Source organism: Nocardia sp. NPDC004582, from assembly GCF_053602115.1.
Genome location: NZ_JBSGCY010000081.1, coordinates 13,238 through 29,775, shown reverse-complemented (window position 1 = coordinate 29,775; position 16,538 = coordinate 13,238). Strand labels below are relative to the sequence as shown.

Below are 16,538 nucleotides of genomic sequence, written 5' to 3'. Positions count from 1 at the left end.
GTTACGGCCCCGACAGCGAGCCGGTGTCGCGCCGCGCCGCGCGCGGGGCCGCGAAAACGGGTGACGCGCCGGGTGTTCCGGGCCGCCGCGCCATGGGTTCGGACGGCCCGGAAGGGCTCGGCAGTTCCGCGCCCGCCGGGCGGCCCGCCGCCACGCCCGCCGCCCGGAAACTGGCCCGCGAGATCGGGATCGACCTGAGCACCGTGATCGGCACCGGGCCGCAGGGCGCGGTCACCATCGAGGATCTGCACGGCATGCGGCCGGAATCCCTGGGCACCGGTCATATTCCGATCCACACCCCGCCGCCGGCCACCCTCACCGCGCTGCCGGTGACGCCGCACGCGCCCGAGGTGACGCCCATGCATCCGGCGCTCGGCGGCGCCCGCGCCGTCCCCGCCGAACGCGAGACCCGCACGCCGATCAGCGGCATCCGCAAGCGCACCGCCGCCGCCATGGTGGCCAGCGCCCAGCACATTCCACAGGCCAGCACCTTCGTGACCACGGACTTCACCGCGTCCATGGAGTTGCTCGAGCATCTGCGCACGACACCCAGCTTCACCGGGCTCACCCTCACCCCGCTCGCGCTGGTAGCCCGGGCCGCGCTGGCGGCGCTCACCGAGTTCCCGGAGATCAATGCCGCCTGGGACGAGGCGAATCAGGAGATCGTCACCAAGCACTATGTGAACCTGGGCTTCGCGGTCGCCACCGAACGCGGGCTGCTGGTGCCCAATCTCAAGGAGGCGCAAGGGTTCACCTTGCGCGACCTGTGCCTGGAGATCGCCGGGGCGGCCGCCAAGGCGCGCGGCGGCACCGCCACCCCCACCGATCTGACCGGCGGCACCTTCACCATCACCAATGTCGGCGTGTTCGGCGTGGACACCGGTGTGCCGCTGGTGAATCCGGGCGAGGCGGCCATCCTGTGCCTGGGCTCGATCCGCAAGCGGCCGTGGGTGCATCGCGACGAACTGGCCGTGCGCTGGGTGACCAGCCTGGGGCTGAGCTTCGACCACCGGATGATCGACGGCGAGCAGGGGTCGCGGTTCCTGGCGAGCGTGGCCGCCCTGCTGGAGGATCCGCTGACCCTGCTGAGCAGGGTCTAGTTCTCGGCCCGCGCGACCACCAGCGGCTCGGCGGCCGCCCGGATGACCGCCGGGATCGGCACCGGCTTGCGGGTCTGCTCGTCCACGTAGACGTGCGTGAAGGTGCCGGTGGCGGCCAGCTCCAGCTGGTCACCGCCGTCCCGGAAGATGGCCAGCTCGTAGTTGATGCTCGAATTGCCCAGCCGCGCCACCCGGATGCCCACCCGCAGCATGTCCGGGAAGCTGATCGAACCCAGGAACGTGCAGGAGGTCTGGGCCACCACGCCGATGGCGTGCAGGTCCCGGATATCGGTCCCGGTCGCGCTGATCAGCCAGGCGTTCACGGCCGTGTCGAAGTACGAGTAGTACGTCACGTTGTTGACGTGCCCGTAGTGGTCGTTGTCCGCCCAGCGCGTCGGCACGGGCCACAACACCGGGTACTCAGTCATCTTGCCCTCCGCTTCGCTCCGGTCGGGTTCGCGTCGAGGTTTACCGAACACGAACCTTAGCGGCTGCAGCCGAGGCCCGGTCCGCCGTGTATTCAGGCGGAGCGTTCGTCCGGTGTGGCGCGATGGTCGCGGGGGCTGATGCCGTAGTGGCGTTTGAAGGCGGTGGACAGGGCGAAGGCGCTGCCGTAGCCGACGCGGCGGGCGATGGCCTCGAGGGTGGCGTCGGATTCGTGGAGCAGGTCGGCGGCCAGGGCCAGGCGCCAGTCGGTGAGGAAGGCCATGGGCGGCTCGCCGACCAGTTCGGTGAAGCGGCGGGCCAGCGCGGCCCGGGAGACGCCGACCTCGGCGGCCAGCGAGGCGACCGTCCACGGGTGGGCGGGATTGTGCTGCATGAGCCGCAGGGCCTTGCCGACCAGCGGGTCACCGTAAGCGTGATACCAGGCGGGGGCGTCGGCGCGGGAGAACCAGGCGCGCAGCGCGGCGATGAGCAGCAGGTCCAATAGTCGGTCCAGCATGGCCCCCTGCGCGGGCAGGTCCTTGGCGGACTCGTCGACCAGCAGATCCAGCACGCGGGAGTCGATCTCGCCGCGGCCGAGCACCGCGATCGGCGGCAAGGCGCGCAGCAGCCGGCGACTGGCCGCCGACTCGTGCTCGTAGGTGCCGGTGACCAGCACGGTCTCGGCGTCGGCGCTGGTGCCCCAGCTGCGCACGCCCAGACTCAGTGCCTCGCACAGGACTTCGCCGTCCAGGGTGGTGGTGATATTGCCGGGTTCGATGAGCACCTGCGGGGCCGTGCCCGGATCGTCGGCCACCACGTAATGGTCGGGGCCGCGGAAGATGGCGATATCGCCGGTGCGCAGCTGCCGCGGCGGACCCGGCTTGCCGCTCTTGGGTTCCGGCAGCACCCAGCCGCCGCCCCGCACCACCGCCACCACGGTCAGCGGGGCCTCGTCCCGAATTCGCAGGGACCACGGCGGGTCGAACGACGAGCGCATCACGAATGCCGCTCGCGCCCGTGGTCCTTCGAGCAGACTGGCCAACGCATCCATGACAAAGACGATGGCAAATGCCCGGGCGCTTCTCAACCATGTTCGCGCTCGCCGAATCCCGGTGTACTCGTCACATGATCAACGAAACCATCCCGAACAGCACGAACACCGTCCTCGTCCTCGGCGCGAACGGCAAGACCGGACGCCGGGTGGCCGCCCTGCTGACCGCGCGCGGCGTGCCCGTGCGGGCCGGTTCCCGCACGGCCGCAATACCGTTCGACTGGACCGACCGTGAAACCTGGGCGGCCGCACTGGACGGCGTCGACGCCGTATACCTGTCCTACCAACCGGATCTCGCGATGCCGGGCGCGCCCGCCGACATCAAGGCGTTCTGCGACCGGGCCGCCGCGGCCGGGGTGCGCACCGTGGTGCTGCTGTCCGGCCGCGGCGAGCCCGAGGCCCTGGAATGCGAAGGCATCGTGCGGGATTCGGGCCTGTCGTGGACGGTGGTGCGGTGCGCCTGGTTCGCGCAGAATTTCGACGAGGGCGCGTTCGCCGACTCGGTCCGGGCCGGCGAGGTGGCCCTGCCCGCCGGTGACATGCCGGAGCCGTTCGTGCACGCCGATGACGTCGCCGAGGTGGCGGCGGCCGCGCTGCTCGACGACCGGCACGCCGGGCAGGTGTACGAACTGACCGGCCCGCGCGCGATCAGCTTCGCCACGGCGGTGGCCGAGATCGGCGCGGCGTCGGGCCGCGAGATCGCCTACATCCCGCTCACCCGAACGGGTTTCGTGGCGGCTCTGATCTCCTACGGGGTCCCGGCCGATGAGATCAGCCTGCTGGACTACCTGTTCGGCACGGTGCTCGACGGCCGCAACTCGCCCGTCGCCGACGGGGTGTGGCGGGCGCTGGGCCGCGCGCCGCGCGACTTCGCCGACTATGCGCGCGCGGCCGCCGCGGACGGAGTCTGGAAGGCCGCGGCGGACGCTCGAGGGCCCCGGCGTTCCGCCGGGGCGGCCTAGCTTCCGGCGGAACCCGAGGATCCAGTGGCTCCGAGGAGCCTGGGAAGTCCGGTGAGGATGGACGTTCCGGACGTGATGTCGGACGATCCGGAGGTGAGCGCGGAGGATCCGGAGGCCGGGTTGAGCGCCTCCATGGTGTGCTGCAGGTACTCGGCTCGCGTGTAGCACTTGGCGGCGATGGTGCCGAAGAGCGAGTACGGGTAGCACTCGGTGGGCTGAGGGCTGGGCACCGGATCCACGGCGTGTGCCGTGGCCATGGTCGCGAAGGGAGCGAGCCCCACGGCCGCGAGAGTGAAAATGCAGCGTTTGAACTTCATGAGACACTCTCGCACCGGCCGCTGAGCAACCGGTAGCCCTGGAAGTCGGGGCAAACAGCTTGCCCCGCAGCCGATTCGGATCGCGGCCCCGACCGTCGACGCCGCCGGAACGGATCGCGAAACCCCGGGAGATGCCGGGTGCACCCGGTAGCGTCGTACCGATGGCCGCCGCGACGTCCGCTCCCCGCCTCCGGAAGGCGCGCCTGGCGCTGTTCGCGGTGTTCGGGCTCAACGGGATGCTTTCGGCCGTGTGGATCGTGCACATCCCCGCCGTCACCGCGCGCACCGGCGTCTCACCGCCCCTGTTGGGCATGCTGATCCTGCTCATGGCGGCCTGCGCCATCGTGGGCATGCAGACCGCCGGGCCATTGGCGGACCGGGTGGGCAGCCGCACGCTCACCGCGGCGGCCGTCGCCCTGCTGGCCCTGACCCTGCTCGGCCCGGCCCACGCCGCCTCTTCCGTCGCGCTCGGGGTGTTCCTGTGCGTCTTCGGTTTCGCCAACGGCGCGCTGGACGTCTCGATGAACGCGCAGGCAGTGCACATCGAGCGGGCCTACGCCCGGCCCATCATGTCCGCGTTCCACGCCTTCTTCTCCTGCGGCGGATTCCTCGGCTCGGCCTTCGGGGCGGCCGCCCAGCACGCGCACTGGTCCCTGCCCGTCACGTTCACCCTGACTACGACGGTCGGGCTCGCCGTCACGGTGGTGGCGATTCCGGCGCTGCTCCCGCACACCGCTCCGGCGGGGGACGACGTGCCGGGCACGCATGTCGATCCGGCGGCGGCCCAGCATCTTCCGGCCACCGGAGCCTCGACACCGGCCGCGGAGGGCAAACCCGCGGGGCGGATCGGACGGAAGGTCGTGGCCCTGGGCCTGATCGCGTTCGCACTGCTGATGGCCGAGGGCGTCGCCGCGGACTGGAGCGCGCTGCAGGTCCGGGATCGGCTCGGCGTCGACGCGGGCGCCGCCGCGCTGGCCTTCACCGCGTTCTCCCTGACCATGACCGCCGGGCGGTTCGGCGCGGACCGGGTCAGCGGCCGCTTCGGCCGGATGGGCGTGCTGCGCTGGGGAACGGCCTTGGCGGCCATCGGTTTCGGGGTCATCGTGCTGTCCGGGTGGCTGCCGCTGACCATCGCGGGCTGGGCGCTGTGCGGGATCGGGCTGGCCGGGGGCGTGCCGCAGGTGTTCACCGCGGCCGGGAATCTCGGCTCGGCAACCTCCGCCACGGATATGTCGCGGGTGTTCGGGCTCGGTTATGTGGGGTTGCTGGCGGGGCCGGCGATCATCGGGTGGCTCAGCAAGGTCATGCCGCTGACCACCGCGATGGGGGTGCCGTTGTGCGCGATGCTGTTGTGCGCGTGGGGTGCTCGGGCCGTCGCCGCACCGGGCTCGGCGCGCGAGTGAGGATCAGGCGGACTTGCCCGGCCGGTCGCGCGCGGTGGCGCCGAGGTCGCCGATGAATTCGGCGTGGTCCAGGAAGGCGTCGACCATGCGGTGGTTGAGGGCGGAGACGGCCTTGAGGTCATCGGTGGTCCAGTCGGCCAGGGCCTCGGCCATCCAGCCGCGCATCACCTCGCGGACGGCCTCGACGGCCCGGCGGCCCGAGGCGGTGGGGCCGACGCGCTGGGCGCGGCGGTCATCGGGGTCGGCGACGCGTTCGACGTAGCCCGCCTTCTCGAGGCGCTGGATCTGGCGGCTCACGTGCGGGGCCTCCACGTCGAGGCGGGCGGCCAGCTCGCCCAGGCGCATGGGCTCGGGGGCGTCGGCGAGCAGGCGCAGCAGCGGGACGCTGGCCCGGTCCATGGTGAGGCCGCACTGGACCATGGCCTTGTCGTGGCGGCGGACGCGGGTCAGCAGATACGCGATACGGGCCAGCGCGCGCTCCAGTTCGACGATGTGACCTGCGTCAACTTCAGTGGCGGGAATGGCTTCCGATCGCGGCATGTGGTTATCTTACGAAACCCATTTACTTAATTTTGGTAAGTAAACCAAAGGACCACCTGATGACTACGACCGCTGTCGGTCAGGTCGACGTGTCGAAACCCGTCGAACCTTCGAAGGCCCACCTCGCCCTCACCCTGCTCGCATTGTCTGCGGCCGGTCTGGTCGTGTCCTTGCAGCAGACCGTCGTGATTCCACTGCTGCCCCGCTTCATCGTGCAGTTGCACACCGACGTCGCCGGGGTCACCTGGCTGTTCACCGCCGCGCTGCTCTCCGGCGCGGTCGCCACGCCGCTGCTCTCCCGCTTCGGCGACATGTACGGCAAGAAGCCGATGGTCATGGTCACCATGGGCGTGCTCATCGTCGGCTCGGTCGTGTGCGCCTTCGCCACCACGCTGCCCGTCTATATCTTCGGCCGGGCGCTGCAAGGCATCTCGTCGGCCATGATCCCGCTCGCCATCGGCATCATCCGCGACACCTTCCCGCGCGAGAGATTGGTCCGCGCGATCGGAGTCGTGTCCGGCACCATGGGCGTCGGCGGCACCATCGGACTGCTGGCCACCGGTGTCATCGCCGACCACACCACCAACCCGCACCCGGTCTTCTGGCTGACCGCGGGTCTCGGCGTGGTCGCCACCGTGCTGATCCAGGTGAGCGCCAAGAACAATGGCGTCCGCCACGGCGGCAAGCCCGACTTCATCGGCGCGGCCCTGCTGGCCGCGCTGCTGATCTGCCTGCTGCTCGGCATCAGCGAAGGCCCGCGCTGGGGCTGGGGCTCCGGCTCGGTCATCGGCATGTTCGCGGCCGCCGCGGTGCTCACCGCCGTCTGGGTGTTCGTGGAGCTGAAGGTCGAACAGCCGCTGGTGCGCCTGCAGCTGCTCGTCGGCCCGCAGTCGCTGTCGGCCAACGTGGCCTCCGCGCTGCTCGGCTTCTCCATGTTCGGCGCGTTCTCGCTGGTCTCCAACTTCATTCAGACGCCCGCGGACAAGGTCGGCTACGGCCTGTCCGGGACCGTGCTGTCGGTCGGCCTCTACGGCATCCCGAGCGCGGCGCTGATGACCTTCTTCTCCTTCAACACCGGCCGCATCTCCGCCAAGATCGGACCCGCCTACACCCTCGCCATCGGCGCGACCTTCGCCGGACTGTCGATGGGCTGGCTGGCCTTCTCGCACGGCCACGGCTACGACATGGTCATCGCGAACGCGCTGCAGGGCATCGGTTTCGGCATCGGCTACGCGGCGCTGGGCACCCTCGCCGTGCAGCACGTGCCGATGAGCGAGAGCGGCATCGCGTCGGGCATCAACTCACTGGTGCGGACCGCGGGCGGCTCGATCGCGGGCGCGATCACCGGCTCGATCCTGACCGCCCACGTGCTGAAGCTGGGCGCGCACGCCGTGCCGACCGAGGGCGCGTACGTCGCGAGCTTCGCGACGCTGGCCATCGGCGCCTTCGGCGCGGCGGCCGTCGCCCTGGGACACGGCCTGCGCCACAAGGGGAATTGACAACTCTCGTAACTCTCAGGGCTTCGCCCTGAAACCCCTACCGGGGAAACGGAAAAGCCTGCGCATCCTCGTCGTGCGCAGGCTTTTGCCAGGTCTAGGTCAGGACCGTCGTGCTCTCACCGTCGACGACGACCACGTGGTCGTCGGTGAGTGCCCAGTGTGGAATCCCGTCGGCGACGTAGTCGCGCACCAGTTTCCGGGACAGCCCCCGCGGGTCGGTCGGGGAATCCAGGTGCGGGACGATGCGGCGGTCGACCAGGCCGAGACCGTCCCAGCGCGGTTCGACGCCGCAGGCGGCGCGGACCTCGCCCGGGTCGTCGATGGCCTCGATGCCGTGGAAGTCGGGGGTCATCACGCAGGCCCCGGCGCTGTAGCCCGCGTAGACCAGGGCATCCTCCGCGAGCAGTTTCATCAGGGCGAGATCGGCTCCGCTGCGGGCGAATTGGGCGCGCAGCACGAAGGTGTTGCCGCCGCGCACCCACACCATCGGGAATTCGCGCAGCCGTCGCTCCACCTCGTCCGGGCGGCCGAGGTGGTCGCGCAGGTCGAGCACCTCGGGCTGGAAACCCAAGCGGCGCAAGGGCATCAGATCGCTGGTGACGGCGCTCTGCCAGGCCGAGGGCCAGGCGTCACAGGCATTGGCGATGACGGCCACCGGGCCGGGCGTGCCCACCAGGTCGAGCAGTCGTCGCTGGTGCGCGCCGAAACGGTAGCTGGACAGGAACAGTCGCACGGGGTCAGATCGTGAAGGCGAGGCTGCGGACCAGGCGGTTGCCGAGATCCGTGTCACCGGAGAGGGTGAACTCCCCCGCGTGCGCGTCCGCGGTGGTGCGACCGCCGCGCAGCCGGGCGAACAGACCCGAGTCCATGGTGACGACCGTGGTGGCCGGGCCGTCGAGCGTCTCGACCAGGTTCGCGCGGCCGCCGTCGACCGCCATGTGCAGGGTCCGCGGCACCGGACCGGTCAGCTCGACGGTGATGCGCGCACCGTCCGGCGCGCCCGCGCCTTTGACCGCGGCCCGTCCGAGGGCGGTCAGCAGCTCGGCGTAGGCCTGCGCGCCGCGCTCCCCGCCCTCGTCGACGGAGACGCCGAGCGCGTCGGCGATGTCGTGCTCGTGCATCCAGCAGTCGAACAGGCGGATGCGCATGAACCGGCCGTAGGGGGCCATGCCCACCGGGGTCGGCACCGCCTCGGCCCACGCCTCCGAGCCGATCTGCTCGAGCGCCTTCAGGCGGCGGCCGGTGACGTCGAGGAAGCGGTCCAGCAGTTGGGCGCCGGCCAGCGGGCGCAGCGATGCGATCCACTTCTCGTTGAGCGCGCCGATGTCGTTGCGGATGTGGTCGCCGGAGACCTCGGCGTCGGGGGTCGGCTCGCCCAGCAGCAGCGATTCGGTGCCGACCACGTGGGCGATGACGTCGAAGACCGTCCAGCCCGGCAGCGGCGATGACGTGCGCCACTCGTTTTCGTCCAGCCCGCCCACCAGCCGGGTGAGGGCGTCCCACTGGTCGGATAAAAGGGCGGTGATCTCGGCGCGGTCCGGCACCGTGTCGGTCATGCGGTGGTCTCCCTTTCCTCATCGGCGAGCCGGTCCAGTCCGGCCCGCAGTGCCGCGGCGGTGCGCTCGGTGTCGTGCGGGCGGCGCAGTACGAAGCCCTTCGCGAAGCGCAGGGTGTCGCCGTGATGGCGGGGAATCACGTGCAGGTGCACGTGATGAACGGTCTGGAAGGCGGCCTTGCCGTCATTGATGAGCAGGTTCGCGCCGTCGGCGGTGAGACCCGCCCGGCGCATCGACTTGGCCAGGCGGTGCCCGAAGCCGAACAGGCGGGCGCCCATCTCCGGGTCGAGTTCGTCGAGATCGGTCGCATGCCGCTTGGGGATCACCAGGGTGTGCCCCCGGGTGATCGGCCGGACGTCGAGGAAGGCGACCAGATGGTCGTCCTCGAAGATCTTGGTCGCGGGTGCGTCGCCCGCGACGATCCGGCAGAAGATGCAGCCACTCACCATGCAGACATTACGGCGTACAGGTGATGCGCGACACCCCCTACCGGCCCCCGATACCGGCACAACCGGCCCCAGAGCTACCGACCAGTAGCATCAACGATTCGATCGTGTTCGACGCCGGGAGAACCCCGGCCGAGCATGGAGTTGTCCGGTTTTCCCGCCACACCATGTGATGGGCATCTCGGCTACGCTCACCGCGAACCAGGTACAGTTGCGAGAATTCTCACGAACTTACTGCACAGTAAGTTCGGACCACCGTTGGACCGGTGACACGGCTGAAAACCGACAGGTGGCCTGGACTCACCACGAGAAGGAAGTTTGACAAGTGGACACAACGCAGAGCGCACAGACCGCTGCGCCCCGCGGTGCGCGCGTCGGAGTGGTTCGCGAGACGAACCCTGACGAACGACGCGTCGCATTGGTGCCGAAGATCATTCCGGCCCTGCTGAAGCAGGGTGTCGAGGTGATCGTCGAGGCCGGTGCCGGTCTGGGCGCGTTGATTCCGGACGAGGCGTACACCGAAGCCGGTGCGACGCTGGGCGATCCGTACAGCGCCGACGTCGTCGTGAAGGTCGCGCCGCCCAATGACGGCGAGATCGGCAAGCTCGCGAAGGGCCAGACCCTGATCGGGTTCCTGGCGCCCCGCAACGCCGACACCAAGATCGGCGCGCTGAAGGCCGCGGGCGTGCAGGCGTATGCCGTGGAAGCGATTCCGCGCATCTCCCGCGCCCAGGTCATGGACGCGCTGTCCTCCCAGGCGAACGTCGCCGGCTACAAGGCCGTGCTGCTCGCCGCCTCGGAATCCACCCGATTCTTCCCCATGCTGACCACCGCCGCGGGCACCGTGAAGCCGGCCACCGTGCTGGTCCTCGGCGTGGGCGTCGCCGGTCTGCAGGCCCTGGCCACCGCCAAGCGCCTCGGCGGCCGCACCACCGGTTACGACGTTCGCCCCGAGGTCGCCGACCAGGTGCGCTCGGTCGGCGCGCAGTGGCTCGACCTCGGCATCGACGCCGCCGGTGAGGGCGGGTACGCCCGCGAGCTCACCGACGACGAGAAGGCTCAGCAGCAGCAGGCCCTCGAGGACGCCATCAAGGGCTTCGACGTGGTCATCACCACCGCGCTGGTGCCCGGTCGCCCGGCCCCGCGCCTGGTCACCGCCGCCGCCGTCGAGGGCATGAAGCCCGGCAGCGTGATCGTGGACCTGGCCGGTGAGACCGGCGGTAACTGCGAGTTGACCGAACCCGGCAAAACCGTTGTGCGCCACGGCGTCACCATCGCCTCGCCGCTGAACCTGCCGGCCACCATGCCGGAGCACGCCAGCGAGCTGTACTCCAAGAACATCGCCGCCCTGCTCGAACTCATGCTGAAGGACGGTGCGCTCGCACCCGATTTCGAGGATCAGGTGCTGGCGGATTCCTGCGTCACCCGTGAGGTGGAAGCCTGATGTACACCGAATTGCTGGCGAACATCGCGATCCTGGTGCTGTCCGGGTTCGTCGGTTTCGCCGTGATCTCCAAGGTGCCCAACACCCTGCACACCCCGCTCATGTCCGGCACCAACGCCATTCACGGCATCGTCGTGCTGGGCGCGCTGGTGGTGTTCGGCAAGGTGCAGCACCCCTCGGTGCTGATGCAGATCATCCTGTTCGTGGCCGTCGTGTTCGGAACCTTGAACGTCATCGGCGGTTTCGTCGTGACCGACCGCATGCTGGGCATGTTCAAGGCCAAGAAGCCTGCCGCGCGAGAGAAGGCGGGCGAGTAACCCCATGGACAACCTGGTCAATATTCTCTACATCGCGGCGTTCGCGCTGTTCATCTACGGTCTGATGGGCCTCACCGGCCCGAAGACCGCGGTGCGCGGCAACCTGATCGCGGCGGTCGGCATGGCGATCGCGGTCATCGCGACGCTCATCTCGATCCGCGACACCAACAACTGGATCCTGATCGTGGCCGGTCTGGTCGTCGGTGTGGCGCTGGGTGTTCCGCCCGCGCGGTTCACCAAGATGACCGCCATGCCGCAGCTGGTCGCCGCGTTCAACGGCGTCGGCGGTGGCACCGTCGCGCTCATCGCGTGGGCCGAATTCCTCGACACCAAGGGCTTTTCCCAGGTGCACGAGAGCCCCTCGGTGCACATCGTGATCGGTTCGCTGTTCGCGGCCATCATCGGCTCGGTCTCCTTCTGGGGCTCGATCATCGCCTTCGCCAAGCTGCAGGAGCTGCTGTCGGGCCGCCCGATCAGCGTCGGCCGTTTGCAGCAGCCGCTGAACCTGCTGCTGCTCGCGGGCGCCATCGCGGCGGCCGTGGTGATCGGCATCGGCGCCACCAATGACGGTGTGCCGCAGTACTGGATGATCGCGCTGCTGGTGCTCGCGGGCATCCTCGGTCTGATGGTCGTGCTGCCGATCGGCGGCGCGGACATGCCCGTGGTCATCTCGCTGCTCAACGCCCTCACCGGTCTGTCCGCCGCGGCCGCCGGTCTGGCGCTGAACAACACCGCCATGATCGTGGCCGGCATGATCGTCGGCGCGTCCGGCACCATCCTGACCAACCTGATGGCCAAGGCCATGAACCGGTCCATCCCCGCCATCGTCGCGGGCGGATTCGGTGGCGGCGCGGCCGCTCCCGGCGCGTCCGGCTCCGGCGAGCAGAAGCAGGCCAAGGCCACCTCCGCCGCCGACGCCGCGATCCAGATGGCCTACGCCAACCAGGTCATCGTGGTCCCCGGCTACGGTATGGCCGTGGCCCAGGCCCAGCACGCGGTCAAGGAGATGGCGGCCCTGCTCGAGGCCAAGGGTGTCGAGGTCAAGTACGCCATCCACCCGGTCGCCGGTCGTATGCCCGGCCACATGAACGTGCTGCTGGCCGAGGCCGAGGTGTCCTACGACGCCATGAAGGAAATGGACGACATCAACGGCGAGTTCGCCCGCACCGATGTCGCCCTGGTCATCGGCGCCAACGACGTCACCAACCCGGCCGCCCGCGAGGACGCCTCGTCCCCGATCTACGGCATGCCGGTCCTGAACGTCGACCAGGCCAAGTCGGTCATCGTGCTCAAGCGCTCGATGAACTCCGGCTTCGCCGGCATCGACAACCCGCTGTTCTACGCCGACCACACCTCCATGCTGTTCGGCGACGCCAAGAAGTCCGTCGGCGCTGTCACCGAGGAACTGAAGGCGCTGTAACCGCGACTCGCACGTCGACGGCCCGTATCTCGGAAGAGATGCGGGCCGTTGGTGTTTCGGCCGCCGGTCAGTGTTCCAGCAACTGCGACACCGTGACGAAGCGGTAGCCCTGCTCGCGCAGCGCCTGCGCGATACGTGGAATCGCGGACAGGGAAGGGTCACCGGTCGGATACATGGTGTGCAGCAGGATGATCGAGCCCGGATGCACCTTCGACAGGGTTTCGGAGACGATCTCGTCGGTGGTGGGGGTCTTGCCCGAATCGGGTTCCACATCCCAGGTGACGGTGGCGCGGTCGTGGTGGGAGAGGTACCAGGGCAGGGCGAAGAGTTTCTTGCCGTTGGGCGGGCGGAAGGTGATCGGGCCGCGGTAGCCGGTTTTGGCGATCTCGGCGTCGGTGCGTTCCACCTCGTCACGGACGAAGCCGGGGGTCACGAAGATCATGCGTTCGTGGTGGTAGGTGTGGTTGCCGATCTCGTTGCCGGACTCGGCGATGGCGCGGCCCTGGTCGGGGTGGGCGGCCAGTTCACCGCCGATGAGGTAGAAGGTGGCCGGGATGCCCGCGTCCGCCAGGGCTTTCAGGATCGCCGGGGTGCGTTCGGTGGGGCCGTCGTCGAGGGTGAGGGCGACGACCTTGTCGGTGGTGTCGACCCGGGATACCAGGCGGCCCGCCACCTGGTAGGTGCGCGAATTCATCAGCACGTACAGTCCGGCCGAGATCAGCGCCAGCACCACGAGCGTGAGCGCGCCCATGGTGAGCAGCCTGCGTTTCATCGCCGCGAGGCTACCCGAAACAATTATTGACCCCGAGGTCTAAAACATCTAGGGTCGATTCCATGGGCAGACCACGCAACTTCGACGCGGACACGGTGGTGGACCGCGCCATGGAAGCGTTCTGGACCCATGGGTACGGCAACACCTCGCCCGCGCAGCTCGCCGAGGCCACCGGCGTCGGGAAAGGCAGTCTCTACAACACCTTCGGAAGCAAGCGGGAGCTGTTCGAGCTGTGCATGACCCGATACGACCGCATGGGGGCGACACTGGCACGGGAGGTCCTGTCCGAGCCGGGCACCACCACGGAGCGACTGCGGGCCTGGATGCGACTGATCGTGGACAGCGATCTGTCGGGCGAGGTCCGGCGCGGGTGCCTGGTCGCCAATACCGCCCTGGAACTCGGCGGGCACGATCCGGAAGCGACCAAGGCGGTGACGGTCGCACACGGGCACATGGTCGAGGCGCTCACCGAGCGCATCGAGCAAGGCCGGCGCGACGGTGACGTCCGCACCGAGGTCGACGCGCGGACCTACAGCGAATTCCTGATGAATACCATTGGCGGACTCCGCATCACCGCCAAGATCTCCGATGCGGAGACCATGTACCGGATCATCGACACCACTCTGTCCACCCTCTGAACTCGGGCCGCGACCGGCGGCCTCTTCTTTTACCCCAGTTTTTGACTCGCAGTTCAAGAAAGGTACGGATCATGGATCTCGGACTGAACGGCAAGACCGCACTCGTCACCGGCGCCAGCCGCGGCATCGGACTCGCAGTCGCCGAAGCCCTCGCGAACGAGGGCGTGCGCGTCGTCGGCGTCGCACGCAACATCACGCCCGAACTCGAAAAGGTCTCGGCGGCCACCGTTTCCGCGGACCTGAGCACCAGCGCGGGCGCGACCGAAGCGGTCGAGGCGGCATTGGCCGAAGTCGGCGGCCTCGACATCCTGATCAACAATGTCGGCGCGGGCGACCCGGACAAGCTGGTGCTCGGCGGCTTCCTGGACATCCCGGAACAGCAGTGGCACGACATGTTCGGCCTCAATCTGTTCGGGGTGGTGGCCGCCACCCGCGCGGCGCTGCCCAGCCTGATCGAGCGGCGCGGGGCGATCGTCAACGTCTCCTCGATCAACGCCCGGGTTCCAGCGGTCGGCCCCGCCGGATACAGCGAGGCGAAGGCGGCGCTCACCGCGTTCGGCAAGCGGATCAGCGAGGAATTCGGGCCCCACGGGGTACGGCTGAACACCGTCTCCCCCGGGCCGGTCGGGACCGACATCTGGCGCAGCGCCGACCATCTCGGCGCGAAGCTGGCCGCCGCGAACGGCGTCGATCAGGAAGAGTTCCTGGCCGCGCTGCCCGGCCAGTTCGGTGTCACCATCGGACGCATCGTCGAACCCCAGGAGGTCGCGGCGCTGATCACCTTCCTGGCCTCCGCACAGGCCGGCGCCGTCACCGGCGCCGACTACCTCATCGACGGCGGAGTCGTGAAGACCGTCTGATCAGAGGTACAGCCCGGTGCCGTGTTCGGGGTGGGTGTTGGCGACGGCGTGCAGATCGCGTTCGCGCAGAACGTAATACGCCTGCGCCTGGATCTCGACCTCGAACTGGTCATCGGCGCTGAACAGCACCTGGTCGCCCACGCTCACCGCGCGCACGTGCGACCCGACGCCGCACACCTCGCCCCAGGACAGGCGCTTGGCGACCTGGGCGGTGGCGGGAATGAGGATGCCGCCACTGCTGCGCCGCTCGCCCGCCTCGGGGCTGAGTTTGACCATGACGCGGTCGTGCAGCATTTGGATTTCGAGCTTGGCATCGGACACCGCGGCAGTGTACTGCGCGGGAATGTCCGGTTCCGCCCCGGTGCCCGCCCGACCGCGTAGGTTCGGAACCGTGACGGACCGAATCTCCGATATCGACGGTCTCCGGGCGCTGCTGCCCGCGGGCATGGTGGTGACCGATCCGGATGTGCTGGGCGGCTATCGACAGGATCGGGCACTGGATCCGGACGCCGGGACCGCGCTCGCCCTGGTGCGGCCGTCCACCACCGCGCAGGTCGCGGCCACCGTGCGGTGGGCGGCCGCGCATCGGGTGCCGATCGTGCCGCGCGGGGCCGGGACCGGGCTCTCCGGCGGCGCCACCGCGCAGCACGGGGCGCTGCTGCTGAGCACCGAGAAGATGCGCGAGATCAGCGTCGACACCGTGACGCGGACCGCGGTGGTGCAGCCGGGACTGCTCAACGCCGAGGTGAAGCGGGCCGTCGCCGACATGGGACTCTGGTACCCGCCGGATCCCTCCTCCTTCGAGATCTGTTCCATCGGCGGCAACGCGGCCACCAATGCCGGCGGGCTGTGCTGTGTGAAGTACGGGGTCACAACCGATTACGTGCTCGGCATGGAGGTGGTGCTGGCCGACGGGACCGTGGTGCGGCTGGGCGGTCCGCGGCTCAAGGACTCCGCGGGACTGTCGCTGACCAAACTGTTCGTGGGCAGCGAGGGGACGCTCGGCATCATCACCGAGCTGACCCTGCGGCTGCTGCCCGCGCAGCCGCCGCAGTCGACGGTGGTGGCGAGCTTCCCGACGCTCACCGCTGCCACCGACGCCATTCTGGCCATCACCGGCCAATTACGGCCCTCCATGCTGGAATTCATGGATTCGGTGGCGATCAACGCTGTCGAGGACGAGCTGCGGATGGGGCTCGACCGGCAGGCGGCGGGACTGCTGGTGGCGCGCTCGGACGCCCCCGGCGAGCACGCCGGGCGGGAAGCCGATCTGATGCTGGCGGCGTGCGAGAAGGCCGGGGCCACCGAGGCTTTCCGGACCGACGATCAGGAGGAGGGCGAAGCCTTCTGCGCGGCACGGCGATTCGCCATCCCCGCCGTGGAGCGCAAGGGGCCGCTGCTGCTCGAGGATGTCGGGGTGCCGCTGCCCCGGCTCGGGGACTTGGTCACCGGGATCGCGGAGATCGCGGCAAACCGGCGGGTATTGATCTCCGTCATCGCGCACGCGGGCGACGGCAACACCCACCCGTTGATCGTGCACGACCCGACCGACCCGGAAGAATCCGAACGCGCGCATCTGGCCTTCGGCGAAATCATGGACTTGGCCATCGCGTTGGGCGGCACGATCACCGGCGAACACGGCGTCGGCCGGCTGAAGAAGCCGTGGCTCCCGGCCCAGCTCGGCCCCGATGTGATGGGGCTCACGCGCCGGATCAAGGATGCGCTGGATCCGGACGGGATACTCAACCCCGGGGCCGTGCTCTGAACCGGTCTCCGGAACAATCCGC

The 16,538-nt window shown here is 69.4% G+C and carries 19 protein-coding genes; 10 read left to right on the top strand and 9 right to left on the bottom strand.

Features of this window, described 5'->3' with window-relative positions; translation table 11 throughout:
* The coding region (locus tag ACWELJ_RS21730) for a dihydrolipoamide acetyltransferase family protein (protein WP_452367953.1) at window positions 1-1,100 on the top strand (1,100 nt) is incomplete at its 5' end.
* Here the strand turns inward: ACWELJ_RS21730 and ACWELJ_RS21725 are convergent.
* Both ACWELJ_RS21725 and ACWELJ_RS21720 read right to left on the bottom strand, forming a co-directional pair.
* Window positions 1,097-1,528 (bottom strand): acyl-CoA thioesterase, encoded by a 432-nt coding sequence (locus ACWELJ_RS21725; RefSeq protein WP_452367952.1) that lies wholly within the window; start codon window positions 1,526-1,528, stop codon window positions 1,097-1,099. The two genes, ACWELJ_RS21730 and ACWELJ_RS21725, sit on opposite strands and share 4 nt — an antisense overlap.
* 92 nt (window positions 1,529-1,620) lie before the next feature.
* Complete coding sequence (locus ACWELJ_RS21720; protein ID WP_452367951.1) at window positions 1,621-2,577, bottom strand: cupin domain-containing protein; 957 nt, start codon at window positions 2,575-2,577, stop codon at window positions 1,621-1,623.
* Between the two features lie 74 nt (window positions 2,578-2,651).
* Here ACWELJ_RS21720 and ACWELJ_RS21715 point away from each other — a divergent pair, with 74 nt between their 5' ends.
* A complete protein-coding gene (locus ACWELJ_RS21715; RefSeq protein WP_452367950.1) occupies window positions 2,652-3,539 on the top strand; it encodes an NAD(P)H-binding protein in 888 nt (295 codons plus the stop codon).
* On the opposite strand, the gene ACWELJ_RS21710 is transcribed toward ACWELJ_RS21715, so the two are convergent.
* Window positions 3,536-3,856 carry a hypothetical protein gene (locus ACWELJ_RS21710; RefSeq protein ID WP_452367949.1) on the bottom strand — a complete coding sequence of 107 codons (321 nt, stop codon included), beginning with the start codon at window positions 3,854-3,856 and terminating at the stop codon, window positions 3,536-3,538. The two genes, ACWELJ_RS21715 and ACWELJ_RS21710, sit on opposite strands and share 4 nt — an antisense overlap.
* A gap of 161 nt (window positions 3,857-4,017) precedes the next feature.
* Here ACWELJ_RS21710 and ACWELJ_RS21705 point away from each other — a divergent pair, with 161 nt between their 5' ends.
* Window positions 4,018-5,259: an MFS transporter gene (locus tag ACWELJ_RS21705; protein ID WP_452367948.1), complete on the top strand. Its 1,242-nt coding sequence runs from the start codon at window positions 4,018-4,020 to the stop codon at window positions 5,257-5,259.
* Window positions 5,260-5,262: 3 nt separating this feature from the next.
* Here the strand turns inward: ACWELJ_RS21705 and ACWELJ_RS21700 are convergent, their stop codons facing one another.
* Window positions 5,263-5,799 carry a MarR family winged helix-turn-helix transcriptional regulator gene (locus tag ACWELJ_RS21700; RefSeq protein WP_452367947.1) on the bottom strand — a complete coding sequence of 179 codons (537 nt, stop codon included), beginning with the start codon at window positions 5,797-5,799 and terminating at the stop codon, window positions 5,263-5,265.
* A 59-nt stretch (window positions 5,800-5,858) separates the two neighbouring features.
* Here ACWELJ_RS21700 and ACWELJ_RS21695 point away from each other — a divergent pair, with 59 nt between their 5' ends.
* Window positions 5,859-7,298 (top strand): MFS transporter, encoded by a 1,440-nt coding sequence (locus tag ACWELJ_RS21695; RefSeq protein WP_452367946.1) that lies wholly within the window; start codon window positions 5,859-5,861, stop codon window positions 7,296-7,298.
* Window positions 7,299-7,392: 94 nt separating this feature from the next.
* Here the strand turns inward: ACWELJ_RS21695 and ACWELJ_RS21690 are convergent, their stop codons facing one another.
* The 3 genes from ACWELJ_RS21690 to ACWELJ_RS21680 are packed head-to-tail and all read right to left on the bottom strand — an operon-like array spanning window position 7,393 to window position 9,300.
* Complete coding sequence (locus ACWELJ_RS21690) at window positions 7,393-8,031, bottom strand: Type 1 glutamine amidotransferase-like domain-containing protein (RefSeq protein WP_452367945.1); 639 nt, start codon at window positions 8,029-8,031, stop codon at window positions 7,393-7,395.
* 4 nt (window positions 8,032-8,035) lie between these two features.
* Window positions 8,036-8,854, bottom strand: a complete 819-nt coding sequence (locus ACWELJ_RS21685; RefSeq protein ID WP_452367944.1) for a maleylpyruvate isomerase family mycothiol-dependent enzyme — start codon at window positions 8,852-8,854, stop codon at window positions 8,036-8,038.
* Window positions 8,851-9,300, bottom strand: coding sequence for an HIT family protein (locus ACWELJ_RS21680; RefSeq protein WP_357282123.1), 450 nt, complete (start codon window positions 9,298-9,300; stop codon window positions 8,851-8,853). Before ACWELJ_RS21680 ends, ACWELJ_RS21685 begins: the two co-directional genes overlap by 4 nt.
* Window positions 9,301-9,625: 325 nt before the next feature.
* Between ACWELJ_RS21680 and ACWELJ_RS21675 the strand changes: the two genes are divergently transcribed.
* Genes ACWELJ_RS21675 through ACWELJ_RS21665 form a run of 3 tightly spaced genes read left to right on the top strand, consistent with a single transcriptional unit; the run spans window position 9,626 to window position 12,481 of the window.
* A complete protein-coding gene (locus tag ACWELJ_RS21675; protein ID WP_452367943.1) occupies window positions 9,626-10,744 on the top strand; it encodes a Re/Si-specific NAD(P)(+) transhydrogenase subunit alpha in 1,119 nt (372 codons plus the stop codon).
* The gene (locus ACWELJ_RS21670; protein WP_452367942.1) at window positions 10,744-11,061 is read left to right on the top strand and encodes an NAD(P) transhydrogenase subunit alpha; all 318 of its coding nucleotides are present in this window, start codon (window positions 10,744-10,746) and stop codon (window positions 11,059-11,061) included. Before ACWELJ_RS21675 ends, ACWELJ_RS21670 begins: the two co-directional genes overlap by 1 nt.
* A gap of 4 nt (window positions 11,062-11,065) precedes the next feature.
* The gene (locus ACWELJ_RS21665) at window positions 11,066-12,481 is read left to right on the top strand and encodes an NAD(P)(+) transhydrogenase (Re/Si-specific) subunit beta (RefSeq protein ID WP_452367941.1); all 1,416 of its coding nucleotides are present in this window, start codon (window positions 11,066-11,068) and stop codon (window positions 12,479-12,481) included.
* 67 nt (window positions 12,482-12,548) lie between these two features.
* On the opposite strand, the gene ACWELJ_RS21660 is transcribed toward ACWELJ_RS21665, so the two are convergent.
* Window positions 12,549-13,253 carry a polysaccharide deacetylase family protein gene (locus ACWELJ_RS21660; RefSeq protein WP_452367940.1) on the bottom strand — a complete coding sequence of 235 codons (705 nt, stop codon included), beginning with the start codon at window positions 13,251-13,253 and terminating at the stop codon, window positions 12,549-12,551.
* A 62-nt stretch (window positions 13,254-13,315) separates the two neighbouring features.
* Between ACWELJ_RS21660 and ACWELJ_RS21655 the strand changes: the two genes are divergently transcribed.
* Window positions 13,316-13,891, top strand: coding sequence for a TetR/AcrR family transcriptional regulator (locus tag ACWELJ_RS21655; RefSeq protein WP_452367939.1), 576 nt, complete (start codon window positions 13,316-13,318; stop codon window positions 13,889-13,891).
* 71 nt (window positions 13,892-13,962) lie between these two features.
* Complete coding sequence (locus tag ACWELJ_RS21650) at window positions 13,963-14,751, top strand: SDR family oxidoreductase (RefSeq protein WP_452367938.1); 789 nt, start codon at window positions 13,963-13,965, stop codon at window positions 14,749-14,751.
* On the opposite strand, the gene ACWELJ_RS21645 is transcribed toward ACWELJ_RS21650, so the two are convergent.
* The gene (locus tag ACWELJ_RS21645) at window positions 14,752-15,072 is read right to left on the bottom strand and encodes a GroES family chaperonin (RefSeq protein ID WP_033085091.1); all 321 of its coding nucleotides are present in this window, start codon (window positions 15,070-15,072) and stop codon (window positions 14,752-14,754) included. It abuts the gene before it with no gap.
* Window positions 15,073-15,196: 124 nt separating this feature from the next.
* Between ACWELJ_RS21645 and ACWELJ_RS21640 the strand changes: the two genes are divergently transcribed.
* Entirely contained in the window at window positions 15,197-16,516 is a 1,320-nt protein-coding gene (locus ACWELJ_RS21640; protein WP_452367954.1) for an FAD-binding oxidoreductase, read from the top strand.
* Window positions 16,517-16,538: the final 22 nt, after the last annotated feature.

Bases quoted from the DNA above. Each gene is read 5' to 3' on its own strand.
- ACWELJ_RS21700 (WP_452367947.1), bottom strand. From the start codon at position 5,799: ATGCCGCGATCGGAAGCCATTCCCGCCACTGAAGTTGACGCAGGTCAC.
- ACWELJ_RS21685 (WP_452367944.1), bottom strand. From the start codon at position 8,854: ATGACCGACACGGTGCCGGACCGCGCCGAGATCACCGCCCTTTTATCC.
- ACWELJ_RS21710 (WP_452367949.1), bottom strand. From the start codon at position 3,856: ATGAAGTTCAAACGCTGCATTTTCACTCTCGCGGCCGTGGGGCTCGCT.
- ACWELJ_RS21725 (WP_452367952.1), bottom strand. From the start codon at position 1,528: ATGACTGAGTACCCGGTGTTGTGGCCCGTGCCGACGCGCTGGGCGGAC.
- ACWELJ_RS21695 (WP_452367946.1), top strand. From the start codon at position 5,859: ATGACTACGACCGCTGTCGGTCAGGTCGACGTGTCGAAACCCGTCGAA.
- ACWELJ_RS21665 (WP_452367941.1), top strand. From the start codon at position 11,066: ATGGACAACCTGGTCAATATTCTCTACATCGCGGCGTTCGCGCTGTTC.
- ACWELJ_RS21705 (WP_452367948.1), top strand. From the start codon at position 4,018: ATGGCCGCCGCGACGTCCGCTCCCCGCCTCCGGAAGGCGCGCCTGGCG.
- ACWELJ_RS21670 (WP_452367942.1), top strand. From the start codon at position 10,744: ATGTACACCGAATTGCTGGCGAACATCGCGATCCTGGTGCTGTCCGGG.
- ACWELJ_RS21720 (WP_452367951.1), bottom strand. From the start codon at position 2,577: ATGGATGCGTTGGCCAGTCTGCTCGAAGGACCACGGGCGCGAGCGGCA.
- ACWELJ_RS21660 (WP_452367940.1), bottom strand. From the start codon at position 13,253: ATGAAACGCAGGCTGCTCACCATGGGCGCGCTCACGCTCGTGGTGCTG.
- ACWELJ_RS21655 (WP_452367939.1), top strand. From the start codon at position 13,316: ATGGGCAGACCACGCAACTTCGACGCGGACACGGTGGTGGACCGCGCC.
- ACWELJ_RS21650 (WP_452367938.1), top strand. From the start codon at position 13,963: ATGGATCTCGGACTGAACGGCAAGACCGCACTCGTCACCGGCGCCAGC.
- ACWELJ_RS21640 (WP_452367954.1), top strand. From the start codon at position 15,197: ATGGTGGTGACCGATCCGGATGTGCTGGGCGGCTATCGACAGGATCGG.
- ACWELJ_RS21715 (WP_452367950.1), top strand. From the start codon at position 2,652: ATGATCAACGAAACCATCCCGAACAGCACGAACACCGTCCTCGTCCTC.